Raw genomic sequence first — 14,196 nt, 5'->3', positions numbered from 1 at the left:
GACAGCTGGCTCGATCTCGGGTGAAGCGTGCAGCTCGACAGGTAGTGCGCCTCCGATACGCCGTACACGAGGTGCGGGGTGCGCTCAGGTGCACTACCCCTGCGCCGGCACTTCCTGTCCATATGCACAACCCACCCCTCAGCCGATAGTCCTTCCAGCAGTTGACAATAGTTAACGAACCGTAGAACTATTGCCGCATGGTGGAAGATCAGGTCGATCGGTTCTTCGAGGTGCTGGCCGATCCGACCCGGCGGCAGGTGGTTCGGCTGCTGGGGGACGGACCACAGCGAGCTGGGCAACTCGCCACAGCGACCGGCTCGTCGTCGCCGGCGATGAGCCGCCACCTGCGCATCCTCCTGGCGGCCGGCCTGGTCGCCGACGAACGCGGTCCCGACGACGCCCGCGTCCGGATCTTCCGCCTCAACCCGGAGCCCGTCGTCGCCGTCCAGGCCTGGCTCGACCAGGTCCAAGCCCACTGGCGAGACCAACTCACGTCGTTCAAACGCCACGTCGAGCAGAAGGAGTCATCGTGACGCAGGAATCTGTGAAGCCGTCGGCTACGGCGTCGGTTGAGGTTGCGGCTGATCCGGCGACCGCGTTTCGGGTGTTCACCGAGGAGATCGATCTGTGGTGGTTGCGGAGTCCGATCAACTTCTGGGATTCCGGCCGGGTGATCGCGATGCGGTTGGAGCCGGGCGTCGGCGGCCGCATCCTGGAGGTCTACCGGAGCGAGCCGGAGGACGCGCTCGAGCTCGGCACCATCACGGTCTGGGAGCCGGGCGAGTTGCTCGCGTACCGCAGTTCGGTGGACGACACCGAGACGCGGGTCAGCTTCGCCGCGATCGACGGTGGTACTCGCGTGACCGTCGTACAGTCGCTGGTCGAGGGCGGCGACAAGGCCTTCTACTTCTGGCCGAACGTGATCCGCTGGATTCCCGCCTGGGTCGCCCGCCGCGACACCACGCAGCACACCCCGCGTGAGCTCGACCGGCTCGCCATCGGCTTGTACTACGAGGATCCGGCCGCCGCGGCCCGTTGGCTGCACACGGTCTTCGGCCTCGACTCCTGGGACACGATCCCCGCCGAAGGCGAGCACCCGTCCTGGATCGAACTACACGTCGGCTCCGCCGCGGTCCTCCTCTTCAAGCGCACCGACCAGGCCGCACCGGCAGCCGACCACGACGTCTGGGTGTACGTCGACGACCTCGACGCGCACTTCGCCCACGCTCAATCCAACGGCGCCAAGATCCTGTCGGACATACACCAGTACGGCTACCGCTCGTACGACGCCGAAGACCTCGAAGGCCACCACTGGACCTTCGTCCAAGCCCGCCCAACCCAGCTGTGAGTGCGCGGTATTACAGGCGGCCGGCCTTTTTCAGGGAGAGGTAGGTGTCGGCCAGGGCGGGGGCTATGGTTTCGGGGTTTTCGTCGAGGACGGTGACGCCGGCTCGGGTGAGGACGGCGGTGACGCGTTCGCGGTCGAGGCGGGTGCGGGCGGCGGAGGCGGCGCCGTAGACCTCGAGCAGGTCGGAGCGGGTGGACTCGAGTTCGGTGAGACGCGGGTCGGCGACCGACGCCAGGACGATGACGTGGCGGCGCAGCAGTGGGCCGATCACCGGGAGGAGGGACTCCTCGATCACCGCCGGGTCCAGGCCGGTCAGCAGTACGACGAGGGAACGCTGACCGAGCCGTTCGAGCACCTGCGAGACGACGACGCGGAAATCGGTCTGGACGAGCTCGGCCTCGACGTTCGCCAACGCGTTCACGAACGACGGCAGCACGTCCTCCGGCGCGGGACGTCGTACGTCGGCCCGGACCGCGGAATCGCAAGCCAGTAAGGAAACCCGGTCTCCGGCCCGGGTCGCGAGCGCGGCCAGCAGGAGCGCGGCGTCCATCGCGTGGTCGAGCCGGGGTGCGTCGCCGACCCGTCCGGCCGACATCCGGCCGGAGTCGATCACGATGGCGACCTGGCGATCGCGCTCCGGCCGCCAGGTCCGCAGTACGACGTTGCCGCGACGGGCCGTTGCACGCCAGTCGATGCTGCGTACGTCGTCACCCGGCACGTAGTCCCGCAGCGAGTCGAACTCGGTGCCCTGACCCCGCACCAGCAACGCGGTTCGCCCGTCCAGCTCCCGCAACCGGGCCAGCCGCGACGGCAGGTGCTTGCGACTCTTGAACGGCGGCAACGCCCGCACCGTCCACGGCACCCGGTGCGACCCCTGCCGACCCGCGAAACCCAGCGGACCGATCGATCTGATCGTCACCCGATCCGCCTGCCGGTCCCCGCGGCGCGTCGGCAGCAGATTGGTCGTCAGCCGTCGGCGCTCGCCGTGCGGCAGGTTCAACTTGTGTGGCGGGTCCAGTACGCCGGCAGATGGCGGCCATGCATCACGCAGCAGACCACGCACCCGGCGGCCGGGGTTGGCCACCAGCAGGTTCACCGCAGCGTGCTCACCCAGTCGTACGGCGGTGTCGCCCTCGCGAGTCAGCTGGAGTCGCCGAGGCGAACCGGCCAGCAGCATGTCCACCACGCACACCAGGACAACGACCAGGATCACCAGGCCGACGCCACCCCAGCTCGGCATCGCCAGAGCGACGAAGAGGACTCCGGCTGCGGCCAGCAGCGCCGCCCTGTAGGTGAGCACCATGAGCTATCGGGGGACCGGCACGGTCGCCAGGACGCTCTCCAGCACCGCGTCCGCGCTGACGCCTTCGAGCTCAGCCTCCGGGCGCACCTGCACTCGATGCCGAAGGCAAGGACGTGCCATCGCCTTCACATCGTCCGGAATCACGTAGTCCCGGCCGGACAGCCACGCCCACGCCCTGGACACGGCCAGCAGGGCAGTAGCGCCTCGCGGCGACACCCCGAGCTGCAGTGACGGCGACTGCCGCGTCGCCCGGCACAGATCCACGACGTACGCGAGCACGTCCTCCCGCACCGCGACCCGGCGTACGGCGGCCTGAGCGGCGGCGAGGTCCTCCGGCCCAGCCACCGGACGCAGACCGGCCGCAGCCAGGTCACGCGGGTCGAAGCCTTGCGCGTGCCGGGCGAGTACGGCGATCTCCGCGTCCCGCGGCGGGATGTCGAGCGTGACCTTCAGCAGGAACCGGTCCAACTGGGCCTCGGGCAACGGGTACGTGCCCTCGTACTCGATCGGGTTCTGCGTCGCGGCGACGACGAACGGCACCGGCAGCATCCGCGGCACGCCGTCGACGGTGACCTGCCGCTCCTCCATTGCCTCCAGCAACGCCGCCTGGGTCTTCGGTGGAGTGCGGTTGATCTCGTCGGCCAGCATGATGTTGGTGAACACGGGACCCGGCCGGAACTCGAACTCGCTGCTCTTCGCGTCGTACACGAGCGATCCGGTCACGTCACCGGGCATCAGGTCCGGCGTGAACTGGACCCGCTTGGTGTCCAGCCGCATCGCCATCGACAAGGCGCGCACCATCAGCGTCTTCGCCGTACCGGGCACGCCCTCCAGCAGCACGTGGCCGCGGCAGAGCAGGGCGAGTACCAGCGCGGTCACAGCGGTGTCCTGGCCGACCACCGCCTTGCCGATCTCGGTCCGCAGCGCGACCAGCGCCCGCCTGGCCTGGTCGGCGCTGACCTCGGTAGTCGTCACGGGTGTCGTACCTCCTGCGTCAGTACGTCGAGTTCATGGGACAAGGACATCAGAGCGGCGTCGCTGAGCGGCGGGAGGCCGTAGAGGAGTTCGTACAGCATGGCCGGGTCCCGGCCGGTGCGGGCCGCCACTGTCGCCACGACGGCCGACGGATCGGCGCGCCGGGGGATGCCGTGCGCTTCGTGGAGCTTGCCGAGCGCCGACTCGCGCAGTGCGGCCGCAGCGCGGTCCCTGGCTCGTGAGCGTCGATACAGCCGCGCCCGGCCCTCTGTGGTCTCGGCGGCGTGCACGATGACGGGCAGCCGCTCCGCGACCACCGGTCCGAGCCGTCGGCCCCGCCACAACGCCACCACGAGTACGGCGAACGCCAACGCCCACCCGATGTAGCGGATGTCCGGAGGGACCAGTGGGGGGCTGTCTTCGTCGTCGCCGAACCCGCTGGACTCCCACTGCGGCAGGTACCAGGTCAGCTCCCGGTCGGTGCCGATCAGGTTGAGCGCCAGTGCCGCGTTGCCGTCTTCTGCGAGCTGCTCGTTGGTGAACGAGCGGGTCGTGCCTACGACGTCGACGATCCGGCCGTTCGACTCCACCCGGATCACGGTGTTGTTGATGCCGTCGCCGTAGCACGCCTGCGCGCCGTCCGGTGCGGAGTACGTCGAGCCGCCGACGGTCACCGTGCCGGCCTTCACCGCGGCCGGTAGATCGCAGTCCGGCTCACGGCTGTCCGAGGACAGGATCTGTCCGTTGTCCTCCACACCCGGGGCCAGGACCTCCAGCGCTCTGGTGCCGGGACGGATGAGGATCACATGGCTCCAGCCGGCGTCGGCGATCCGCTGCCAGTCGTCGCGGTCGAGCTGGCCCTCAGGGCCGATGAGCAGCGTCTTGCCGCTGCCCGCCTGGACCGCGTCGTCCAGTACGTCGGTGCCCGTCACCTTGACGCCGTGGTTGCCCAGCAGCGTCGCCAGCGCCCGGGCTCCCTCCGGCTCGGTGGAGTCCGGGCTGAACGGCCCCGAGGTCCGTGCGGTCGTAGCGATCAGTACGACGATTGCCGCCAGCACGATCACCCCGGTCACGAGCAGCGGCGTCCGCAGCGCCCTCCAACTCTCCCCAGCACTCCGCCCAACCGCAGTACTCATCCACTCACCATGACCCGAGCGGTCCGCGCCGCGTCGTCGGCTGCAACGACTGCGGCGTACCGCTCCGGTGTGCCCGGACGGTTTCCGTAGACAACCTCGGTGAACGCGAGCGCGGCCGGCTGCAGTGGCTCCCGCAACGCCGGTGTGGCGCGTCCGGCGTCGGCGACCACCTCGTACGCCGTCCGCCCGGCGCGATCGTCCAGGATCGTGCGCTCGGTCAGCTCTGCCACGCAGGCGCGGAAGCGGCTGCGGATCGCGTGGGTGTAGTCCCCGGACGCCGCCTCCCGCTCCGCCTGAGCCCGGTACTCGGCCGCTGTGCGCGGTCTGGAGGTGTCGAAGACGGTCTGCTTCTCCCGATGACTGGTCCGGAGTACGCCGGCCCGCCACAGCACCACGACGACGATGAGCGCGAGCAGGACGATCAGCATGACCAGACCGGCGTGGCCGTTGGGGGAGGAACCGCTGAGGCTGTCCAGCATGTCACCGATCCACTGCATGACCTTGTTGAGCGCCTTCTCGATCAGAGAACCGCCGGACTGCCGGTACGCCGACTTCGACAACTCCTCGGCCGCCTCGGCAGCCGCCTGGTCCCGGCCGATGTCCACCGGGGGTTCCTCGAGGAACACGGCGATCACGCAGTACCTCCTGGCCGCAGGACCGGACGCATCCACAGGTCGAGGCCTTCCCGCCGGACCCGCAGATCCAGGTAGATCAGGGCCTGGACGGCGGACATGAAGGCGAGAGTGGCGATCAGCGTCATGGCAGCCGCCACACCGATCACGACCGCGGCCACCGTCGCGCCGGTGCCGTCGCTGCTGTCGGCCCACGAGCCGACCGTGAGTATCAGCGTGGTCACCCCGAACTGCAAGGCGTACCCGACGATGTTGACCACCAGACCGGCGAACAGCAGGATGCCGAACACCCGCCAGAACTTGCCCCTCACCAGCCGCCAGGACCGCTTCAGCGAACCCCAGATCCCCACCCTGACAGGGATGTAGAGGCCGATGTCGGGTGCGTGCCGGCCCTCCATCAGTACGACGGTTCCGGCCAGGACCAGGCGGATGCCGAAGATCAGCACGAGCACAGCGCCGACCAGCATCAGCACCACGGCCACCGCACCGGCCACGTCGGAGGAGATTGCCGCGTCCGTGCCGGCGCCGATACCGAACACCGCCAGACCCCAACCGGCGATCAGGACGACGAACGAGAGCGACTGGATCAGCCCGACAGCCGCCAGAGCGGGCAGTGAGGGCCGGACCAGCCGCAGCAGCTCGCGCGGGCCGACCCGGTGTGCGAGCTGGCTCCGCACGGCAGCGAGGGCGATGATCCCGGCCATCGTGCTCGACACCACCGTGAACAGCACCAGCTGGACGCCGTACGTGAGCAGCAACGCCGCACCGGCCTGCTGGAACGGGTCATCGGACCCGAAGAACCCACCCAGACCCCCAGGTACGGCGACCTCCGTCAGCACGGCCTGGACGGCGATCAGTGCGATCGCCGCGAGGACCGGGAGGCCCAGCATGATCGTCTTGTTGTCGGAGATGGTCCGGGCCGCGTTGTCGAGCAGGTCCGCGGGCAGCCACGGTCGCAGCGGCTCCGTCGCCGTACCCTCGTGCAGCGTGATATCGCCGGCCGTCTGCTTGGCCACCGTCCACCTCCCGTCCCCGCTGAACCATCGGCCGCACACCGACGTGTGATTATCCAGAAGCTTCGCCCTGGAGTTGTCCCTGGAGTTGTCTTGGACACCCGCAGTGCACCATGATCACAGCCCAACTCGGGGTCACACGGCGATCCGGCGTGTGCACTACCGGGGGAATGGGACACTATCCGTAGTGCGTACGGTCAGCATCCGCTGGGCGCACAACGATCGGACGGCAAGGAGCAGGGCGTGGCAGAAGGCAACCGGACGATGAGAGGCAGAGTTCTTATCGTCGACGACGACACCGCGTTGTCGGAGATGCTCAGCATCGTGCTGCGCAATGAGGGTTACGACACCTATCTGTGCGCAACCGGTGACAAAGCGGTACCAGGGTTCCGGGAGTTCAAACCGGACCTGGTGCTGCTCGACCTGATGCTGCCGGGCATGGACGGGATCGACGTCTGCCGGGCGATCCGGGCCGAGTCCGGCGTACCGATCGTGATGCTGACGGCCAAGAGCGACACCGTCGACGTCGTGCTGGGCCTGGAGTCCGGTGCCGACGACTACGTGGTCAAGCCGTTCAAGCCGAAGGAGTTGGTGGCCCGGATCCGGGCCCGGCTGCGCCGGATGGACGAGCCCGGGCCGGAGTCGCTGACCATCGGCGACCTCACCATCGACGTGGCCGGGCACTCGGTGAAGCGGGCCGGGGAGACCATCCAGCTGACTCCACTGGAGTTCGACCTGCTGGTCTGCCTGGCCTCCAAGCCCTGGCAGGTGTTCACCCGCGAGGTGCTGCTGGAGCAGGTCTGGGGCTACCGGCACGCGGCCGACACCCGGCTGGTCAACGTGCACGTGCAGCGGCTGCGCTCCAAGATCGAGAAGGACCCTGAGCACCCGGAGATCGTGGTCACGGTCCGCGGTGTCGGCTACAAGGCGGGTGCGGACTGATCGAGTACGGACGCGACCCGGAGTCGCAGGCTGTCGCCAACGCCCCGGCAACGACGCCGGGGCCGGAGCAGCAGCCGGCCCTGCCCGAGCAGGACAGGGCCGAGACCCGCGGGACGGAGCTGGAGCTGACCGCCGCCGCGGCTGATTGGCCTGCCTACCCGCAGCCGCTGTGGCGGACGCATCCCAAGCACTGGCCGGACATCTGGCGCCGGTCCATCCAGGCCCGGATCGTCACCGGCACCCTGCTGATGTCGACCGTAGTACTGCTCCTGGTCGGCTGGGTGATGATGAGCCAGGTCACCGACGGTGTGCTGGAGTCCCGTCGTGGCAGCGCGCAGGCGGAGGCGCGGGCGCAGCTGACCTCGCTGTCCAACACCATCAACGCCGCTGACCCCACCACGATCAACCAGCAGCTGTCCGCGCTGGTCCTCGGCACCAACCGCCCTGGCCTGTACGACGTCCTGCTCGTGCCGACCGACACGGCCACCTCGAACGCGATCCGCTACACCGGACTGGTCGACAGCGACTCCATCCCGCCGGCGCTGGCGTCCTCGGTGATGAGCGACGACTCCAAGCTGTGGGACACCTACACGCTGATCAACTACCGCGACGGGCCCAGCGTCCCCGGTCTGGTGATGGGGTCGCAGCTCCGGGTGAACTCCACCGGCGACCGGTACTCTGTCTACTTCCTCTTCCCGCTCACCGCGCAGCAGGAAACGCTTGACGTCGTCCAGCGAGCGCTGGTCACCGCCGGCCTGCTGCTGGTCGTGCTGCTCGGTGCGGTGGCCTGGCTGGTCACTCGTCAGGTCGTCACCCCGGTCCGGATGGCGCGGCGGATCGCGGAGCGGCTGGCCGCGGGCAAGCTCGAGGAGCGGATGCAGGTCCGCGGCACCGACGACCTGGCCCGGCTGGCGGTCTCCTTCAACAAGATGGCGAGCAACCTGCAGCGGCAGATCCGGCGGCTCGAGGAGCTGTCCCGGCTGCAGCGCCGGTTCGTGTCCGACGTCTCGCACGAGCTGCGGACCCCGCTGACCACGGTCCGGATGGCCGCCGACCTGCTGCACGAGAGCCGGGACCAGTTCGACCCGATCAGCCGCCGCTCGGTCGAACTGCTGCAGAACGAGCTCAACCGGTTCGAGGAGCTGCTCGCGGACCTGCTGGAGATCAGCAGGTTCGACGCCGGGGCGGCCGCCTTGGACCTGGAGGACGTGGACCTGCGCGACATCGTCAACCGGGTGCTCGAGAACCACGAGACCCTGCTCCGTCGCAAGGGCTGCGAGGTGCAGCTGGACATGCCGGAGCCGTGCCGCGCGCAGGTGGACGCCCGCCGGATCGAGCGGATCCTGCGGAACCTGATCGGCAACGCCATCGAGCACAGCGAGGGCCTGCCGATCCGGATCAGCACCGCGCACGACGAGGACTCGGCCGCTGTGGCGGTCCGCGACCACGGTGTCGGTTTCCGGGCCGAAGAGGCCGAGATGGTGTTCAGCCGGTTCTGGCGGGCCGACCCGGCCCGGGCCCGGACCACCGGCGGGACCGGCCTCGGTCTGTCGATCGCGCTGGAGGACGCGCGGCTGCACGGTGGCCGGCTGGACGCCTGGGGTTCACCAGGCGAAGGCGCCTACTTCCGCCTCACCCTGCCGCGCCGGCCCGACGTGACGCTGTCCGGATCGCCGCTGCCGGCCCGCCCCGCCGACGCCAGCCGGGTGGTCTCCGACAAGTCGCTGGTCGACGTCGGAGCGCCGTACCAGAAGCTGACGGGTGGTGAGGAGCGGTGAGGCGCAGACTGCTCGGAGCCGTACTGGCGCTGACGTTGCTGGTCACCGGGTGCGCGACCGTCCCGACCCAGGGGAACATCCGCCAGGGCAGCCGGGAGGGGTTGACGCAGGGCGGGATCGGGGTCGGCGTCGAGGCGAAGCCGCCGCGGGACAACCTGACCGAGCTGGAGCTGGTGAACGGGTTCCTGGAGGCGATGTCGGACACACGGGCCTTTGACGTCGCCCGGCAGTACATGACGGCCGACGCGGCCGCGGCCTGGAAGCCCGAGACGCAGACGATCGTCTACGACCAGCGCCCCGGATCGCTGTCGCCGCAACCAGGCGGTGGTGTGAAGCTGACCGCCCGGAAGATCGCGACCGTCGACGAACGGGGCGAGTGGATCCCGGCGGCGGCGGGCGCCGACCGGGCCGACTTCTTGTTCAAGGTCGCGAAGGTCGACGGCCAGCTGCGGGTCGCTTCGGTGCCGCCCGGGGTCTACCTGGGCAGCAACCAGGTGGACCTCAAACTGGCGCCGCGCGATCTGTACTTCTTCAACCCCGGCCGGGAGTTGCTGGTCCCGGACCCGGTCTACCTGTCGGTGAACCAGTCCCAGGGCCAGGCCGCGACCCAGCTGATCCAGGAGCTGTTGAAGGGCCCGACCAAGAGCCTCGGCAACGGCGTCGTGTCGCTGGCCCCGCCGGGCACCGAGGTGCAGGTGTCCGTCCCGGTCGAGTTCGGCGTCGCCACGGTGGCGCTGAACGATACGGCGGCCGCGCTGCGGGACCAGGACCGCCGGCTGCTCGCCGCCCAGATCGTCTGGACGCTCAACCAGATCAACCTCCGGACCCGGATCACGGTCGGCGGCGCACCGCTGCTTCCGGACGATCCCGACGTACTGCCGTTCAGCAACTTCAGCCAGTACGACCCCTCCATCCCCGGGGGCGCGATGACCACGCTGTACGGCCTGCGGCAGGGCCGGGTGCAGCGGGTCGAAGGGCTGGACGGAGCGTCCGACATCGCCGCCCGGCCACTGGACTCCAGCCTGCTCCACGGGCAGATCGCCGAGTCGTTCGCAGTGAACCTGCGTGGCGACTCCGGCGCCATCGTGACCACCATCGACGGCGAGAAGGTGGTCGCCTACGGTCCGCTGGACAACACCAACAACAGCGACAAGACCGACGACCTTCTCCGCATCAAGACCCTGGGCACGGTGCTGCGGCCGAGCTACGACAACAACGACAACCTGTGGATCCTGGACCGGGCCGACAAGGCGACGCCGCGGCTGCGGGTCCGCAACCGGGACGGGAAGCTCACCGCCGTGACGGTCAGCTTCCGCGGTGACACCCCGCTGGTGCTGCGGATGGCGCCGGACGGTGTCCGGGCGCTGCTGGTGATGCGGTCCAAGGCCACCGGCAAGCCGTACGTCGAGACCGGGGCGATCCAGACCGGCCCCGACGGCAAGCAGCTGCTGCTCGGCAGCCTCCGCAAGCTCGAGCTGGCACTCACCGACATGACCGACGCGGCCTGGAACAAGCAAGGCGTCCTGGTCGCCGGGGCCTCGGGCAACGCCGACCGCGCGCCGTGGCTGGTCAACCCGGACGGTTCCAAGCTCCAGTTGCTGCCCGGTGCGTCCACCGACTTCATCACCCAGCGGCTGGCCTCGAACCCGAACAAGGACACGCTCCCCGCGGTCGAGGACGTCGACGGGCACGTGCACTGGCAGACCCGCGACCTGACCTGGACCGCCATGGAGGACGACGCCAACGCCATACCGTTCATTCCGGTCTACCCGGGCTGACGGAGATATCCACAGGCCCGGGCCGGGGTGGTTGCGGTGCCGGGGCGGCGTCGCCGATCGTGGGTGCGGTGTCGGTCCGGGACGCGTTCGCCGATCTCGTGCTGGGTGGGCGCTGCGCGGGCTGCGACCGGCCCGGAGTCACTCTCTGTGGAGGTTGCCGCGAGCTACTGACCTCGCTGACTCCGTTCCGTGCCTGGCCCGACCCGCGTCCCGACGGACTGCCGCCACCGACAGCGGCAGCGTCGTACGCCGATCAGGTGCGGAAGCTCATCATCGCGCACAAGGAGGAGGCCAGGTACGCGCTGGCTCGTCCGCTCGGGCAGGTCCTGGCGACCGCCGTACTCGCGGCTCTCGGCAACCATCCGGGGGTGTGGGTCTGCCCTGTCCCGTCAGCGCCTTCGACGGTCCGGCAGCGTGGCCACGACCCGTTGACGCGGATCACCAAGGCCGCCGTGCGGGCGCTCCGGCGCGGTGGCGTCGACGCCCGGCCGGCTCCCGCGCTGTCGGTCGTACGGCGTCCTGACGACCAGGCCGGACTGTCCGCGGAACGCCGAACGGCCAACCTGGCCGGGGCTTTCGCGCTTCGTTCGCGCTGGGCTGAAACGCTGACCGATCAACCGGTCCTGCTGGTCGACGACGTCATCACCACCGGTTCCACGCTCAGCGAAGCCTGCCGCGCCTTGGAAACCGGGGGTGTTCCGGTGCTGGGCTGCGCGGTGCTGGCCGCGACCCGCCGGCACCGGCCGTCTGGTTCATGAGAACTTCCCTACCGGTTTTCGCCGAAGCCGACTAGCGTTGGCCTATGACACCCGCACGGGCTTGTCGGGCAGGGAAGTGGTGCAGGACCGGATCAGCCGGAATCCTCACCGCGGAGTCCGATGGGCGTGGAGGCGGGTGTTCTCGTTTCGGGCGCCCCAACCGCAACCGACACAGCGAGACGGAGTGGATTTCACCGGCTGGCGGGGGTCCGGAGACGTAAAAGAAGTCGCCGATCGATGGAGGTTTCCGTGGACGTCGTTGTCAAGGGTCATCACTGCGAGGTCAGTGACCGCTTCCGGCAGTACGTCGAGGAAAAACTCGAGCGGATCGAGAAGGTCGATCACCGGGTACTGCGGTGCGAGGTAGAAGTCAGCCAGGAGAAGAACCCGCGACAGCACGATCGGGCGATGCGTGTCGAGCTCACCATGTACACCAAGGGGCCGGTGGTCCGCGCCGAAGCCTGCGGCGAGACCAAGCAGGCGGCGTTCGACGTCTGCCTCGACCGGCTCCGGGCCCAGGTCCGCAAGGCGGCGGACCGGCGCCGGGTGCACCGCGGTGAGCGTTCGCCGGAAGGCCTACGGCACGTGAACGCGAAGCAGCCGCTCAACGGCACACCAGCAGTGGAGGAGACAGTCGCCGACGACGAAGTGGCGACGTACAAGTTCGGATCCCTCACGGTCACCGGGGACGGTCCCCTGGTGATGCGCGAGAAGACCCACACCGCCAAGCCGATGTCCCTGGACCAGGCGCTCTACGAGCTCGAACTGGTCGGGCACGACTTCTATCTCTTCGTGGATGCGGACGAGAACCAGCCCAGCGTCGTCTACCGGCGCCGCGGCTACGACTACGGCGTGATCCGCCTGACCGTCTGATCCACCCCGCTCCGGTCGTGAGGCCGACCTCCGAGGTTCCGGGAGGAGCGCAACAACGAAGGGGCCGGGCTGACCAGCCCGGCCCCTCGCGCTTCCCTGCGAACGTCGGCTAGCTGTCGATCTGGGATTGGAGCTCGGCGGCGTACGTCGCCACCTCCGCGTAGACACCCGGGTTACCGGCGTCCGCACACCCGACACCCCACGAGACAACGCCGAAGAGACGCCCGTTCAGGACCAGCGGCCCGCCCGAGTCGCCCTGGCAGGAGTCCTTGCCACCGTCCTCGTAGCCGGCGCAGATCTCGCCGTCGGCGGTGTAGCCCTCGTTCGCGTACGCCTGCTCGCAGTACGCGTCACCCAGCACCGGCACGTCCACCTTCTGGAAGGTGTCCGCCGGTCCGGTGCCCTCGGTGTCTCCCCAGCCGTAGACCACCGACGGTGCTCCGGCCGTGTCCGCCCCCACGTCGGTCTCCAGTGCCAGAGTGGGTACACCGTCGAACGGCGTGGCCAGGGTCATCACGGCCACGTCGTGACCGGGCGCACTGCCGTAGTCCGGGTCCACCCAGATGTTGCTGATCTTGGACTCCTTGCCGCTGGACGTGTCGGTCAGCACGTCCCGGCCCTGGATCGCGGTGTAGGTGCTTGCCGACTCCTGGGCGCAGTGCGCGGCGGTCACGATCTTGTTCGCCGCGACCAGCGTCGATCCACACCATTCCTCGGTGGGATCGGGGGAGCCGCTGTTCGACAGCTGAATGGCCCACGGGGTGTCGGCGGTGTGGGCGATGGTGCCGCCGACGATCCGGGTCTTGGGTCCGTCCGGCGCTTCCGCGGCCGATGCGGAGCCGGCTACGGCCACCGCACCGAGGGACGTCGCGGCCAGCACACCGGCTGCCAGGGCAGCACGGACCAACTGCAATCTTCCTGTCATGCCTCACTCCAGGTTGATAGGGGCCACACGGGCGGCGTGGCCTCCTTGGAGCGTCCCCCGAACACCTTCTGTAGCGCACCTCCCACTTACGGTAACTTCCGAGTTATGGCCCGGGGCTCCCACTACAGTGCGGCCGTGCGCGCGCCCCGAACCAACTGGAAGACGGTCTGGCTGAAGCTGGCCGGCGCCGCCGTTCCCCTGGTGACGATCGGTGTCGGCAGTCCGATCATGTTCGGCATCCTGGCCGTCCGGCGGCGGAGTCTGCTGCTCGCCGTGTCCGCGCTGGTCTATCTGGGCACGGCCGTCGCCTTCTGGGTGCCCGGCTGGGGCGAGCCGGATCACCCGAGCCCTGACGCCGTCGTCCTCGTACTGCTGGCCAGCATGGGCGTAGCCACCATCCAGGCCGCGCTGGTCATCGGCGGCCGGAAGTACGGCGGCTTGGTCGATCTCAACGAGGCATCGGTCGAAGTGTTGTCGGCGCTGCCCGAGCTGGATCGGCAGCGCGCGACGGCCATCGTGTCGAGCCGCACCCAGACGGGTCGCTTCCGGTCGGTCGACGAGCTGTGGTCCCGAGGGCTGCTGTCCGGCCCGCCGAGCAAGGATCTGGTCGACAGGCTGGTCGTCGTACCGGTCCAGGATCGGCGCTGAGCGGATTCTGTCGGCGGCACCGGGCAGAATCTCGAACGTGACTACGCAGGTGTTGTCGACGGCACAGGCGCGGCGGGTCGCATTGGC

At 69.3% G+C, this 14,196-nt stretch carries 14 protein-coding genes; 8 read left to right on the top strand and 6 right to left on the bottom strand.

Annotated elements, in window-relative coordinates; genetic code table 11:
• Window positions 1-197: 197 nt before the first annotated feature.
• Both OG817_RS29395 and OG817_RS29390 read left to right on the top strand, forming a co-directional pair.
• The gene (locus tag OG817_RS29395; RefSeq protein ID WP_393386833.1) at window positions 198-533 is read left to right on the top strand and encodes an ArsR/SmtB family transcription factor; all 336 of its coding nucleotides are present in this window, start codon (window positions 198-200) and stop codon (window positions 531-533) included.
• On the top strand, window positions 530-1,348 hold the full coding sequence (locus OG817_RS29390; RefSeq protein ID WP_406047800.1) for a VOC family protein: 819 nt from the start codon (window positions 530-532) through the stop codon (window positions 1,346-1,348). Before OG817_RS29395 ends, OG817_RS29390 begins: the two co-directional genes overlap by 4 nt.
• A 10-nt stretch (window positions 1,349-1,358) precedes the next feature.
• Here the strand turns inward: OG817_RS29390 and OG817_RS29385 are convergent, their stop codons facing one another.
• From OG817_RS29385 to OG817_RS29365, 5 genes are read right to left on the bottom strand one after another with little or no spacing between them, the layout of a single operon-like run.
• Complete coding sequence (locus tag OG817_RS29385) at window positions 1,359-2,651, bottom strand: DUF58 domain-containing protein (RefSeq protein WP_406047799.1); 1,293 nt, start codon at window positions 2,649-2,651, stop codon at window positions 1,359-1,361.
• Window positions 2,652-2,654: 3 nt separating this feature from the next.
• Complete coding sequence (locus OG817_RS29380; protein WP_406047798.1) at window positions 2,655-3,626, bottom strand: AAA family ATPase; 972 nt, start codon at window positions 3,624-3,626, stop codon at window positions 2,655-2,657.
• Entirely contained in the window at window positions 3,623-4,762 is a 1,140-nt protein-coding gene (locus OG817_RS29375; RefSeq protein WP_406047797.1) for a DUF4350 domain-containing protein, read from the bottom strand. The genes OG817_RS29380 and OG817_RS29375 overlap by 4 nt, the downstream gene beginning before the upstream one ends.
• Window positions 4,759-5,397 carry a DUF4129 domain-containing protein gene (locus tag OG817_RS29370; RefSeq protein ID WP_396392007.1) on the bottom strand — a complete coding sequence of 213 codons (639 nt, stop codon included), beginning with the start codon at window positions 5,395-5,397 and terminating at the stop codon, window positions 4,759-4,761. The genes OG817_RS29375 and OG817_RS29370 overlap by 4 nt, the downstream gene beginning before the upstream one ends.
• Complete coding sequence (locus tag OG817_RS29365) at window positions 5,394-6,410, bottom strand: hypothetical protein (RefSeq protein WP_406047796.1); 1,017 nt, start codon at window positions 6,408-6,410, stop codon at window positions 5,394-5,396. Before OG817_RS29365 ends, OG817_RS29370 begins: the two co-directional genes overlap by 4 nt.
• A gap of 261 nt (window positions 6,411-6,671) precedes the next feature.
• Here OG817_RS29365 and mtrA point away from each other — a divergent pair, with 261 nt between their 5' ends.
• The 5 genes from mtrA (at window position 6,672) to hpf (ending at window position 12,536) form a co-directional block, all read left to right on the top strand.
• Entirely contained in the window at window positions 6,672-7,349 is a 678-nt protein-coding gene (mtrA, locus tag OG817_RS29360) for an MtrAB system response regulator MtrA (protein WP_360439112.1), read from the top strand.
• A 119-nt stretch (window positions 7,350-7,468) separates the two neighbouring features.
• Window positions 7,469-9,127, top strand: coding sequence for an MtrAB system histidine kinase MtrB (gene mtrB, locus OG817_RS29355; RefSeq protein WP_406057537.1), 1,659 nt, complete (start codon window positions 7,469-7,471; stop codon window positions 9,125-9,127).
• A complete protein-coding gene (locus OG817_RS29350) occupies window positions 9,124-10,905 on the top strand; it encodes an LpqB family beta-propeller domain-containing protein (protein ID WP_406047795.1) in 1,782 nt (593 codons plus the stop codon). The genes mtrB and OG817_RS29350 overlap by 4 nt, the downstream gene beginning before the upstream one ends.
• Window positions 10,906-10,973: 68 nt before the next feature.
• Window positions 10,974-11,663, top strand: a complete 690-nt coding sequence (locus OG817_RS29345) for a ComF family protein (RefSeq protein WP_406047794.1) — start codon at window positions 10,974-10,976, stop codon at window positions 11,661-11,663.
• 249 nt (window positions 11,664-11,912) lie between these two features.
• On the top strand, window positions 11,913-12,536 hold the full coding sequence (hpf, locus tag OG817_RS29340; protein WP_202873214.1) for a ribosome hibernation-promoting factor, HPF/YfiA family: 624 nt from the start codon (window positions 11,913-11,915) through the stop codon (window positions 12,534-12,536).
• 109 nt (window positions 12,537-12,645) lie between these two features.
• On the opposite strand, the gene OG817_RS29335 is transcribed toward hpf, so the two are convergent.
• Entirely contained in the window at window positions 12,646-13,461 is an 816-nt protein-coding gene (locus OG817_RS29335; RefSeq protein WP_406047793.1) for a S1 family peptidase, read from the bottom strand.
• A gap of 135 nt (window positions 13,462-13,596) precedes the next feature.
• Here OG817_RS29335 and OG817_RS29330 point away from each other — a divergent pair, with 135 nt between their 5' ends.
• Window positions 13,597-14,109, top strand: coding sequence for a ComEA family DNA-binding protein (locus tag OG817_RS29330; protein WP_406047792.1), 513 nt, complete (start codon window positions 13,597-13,599; stop codon window positions 14,107-14,109).
• Window positions 14,110-14,196: the final 87 nt, after the last annotated feature.

Source organism: Kribbella sp. NBC_00889 (genome assembly GCF_045207705.1).
Lineage (GTDB): Bacteria > Actinomycetota > Actinomycetes > Propionibacteriales > Kribbellaceae > Kribbella.
The sequence above is the reverse complement of the archived record's forward strand: the minus strand, read 5'-3'. Positions and strand labels throughout refer to the sequence as shown.

Bases quoted from the DNA above. Each gene is read 5' to 3' on its own strand.
- OG817_RS29395 (WP_393386833.1), top strand. From the start codon at position 198: ATGGTGGAAGATCAGGTCGATCGGTTCTTCGAGGTGCTGGCCGATCCG.
- OG817_RS29385 (WP_406047799.1), bottom strand. From the start codon at position 2,651: ATGGTGCTCACCTACAGGGCGGCGCTGCTGGCCGCAGCCGGAGTCCTC.
- OG817_RS29375 (WP_406047797.1), bottom strand. From the start codon at position 4,762: ATGAGTACTGCGGTTGGGCGGAGTGCTGGGGAGAGTTGGAGGGCGCTG.
- mtrA (WP_360439112.1), top strand. From the start codon at position 6,672: ATGAGAGGCAGAGTTCTTATCGTCGACGACGACACCGCGTTGTCGGAG.
- OG817_RS29335 (WP_406047793.1), bottom strand. From the start codon at position 13,461: ATGACAGGAAGATTGCAGTTGGTCCGTGCTGCCCTGGCAGCCGGTGTG.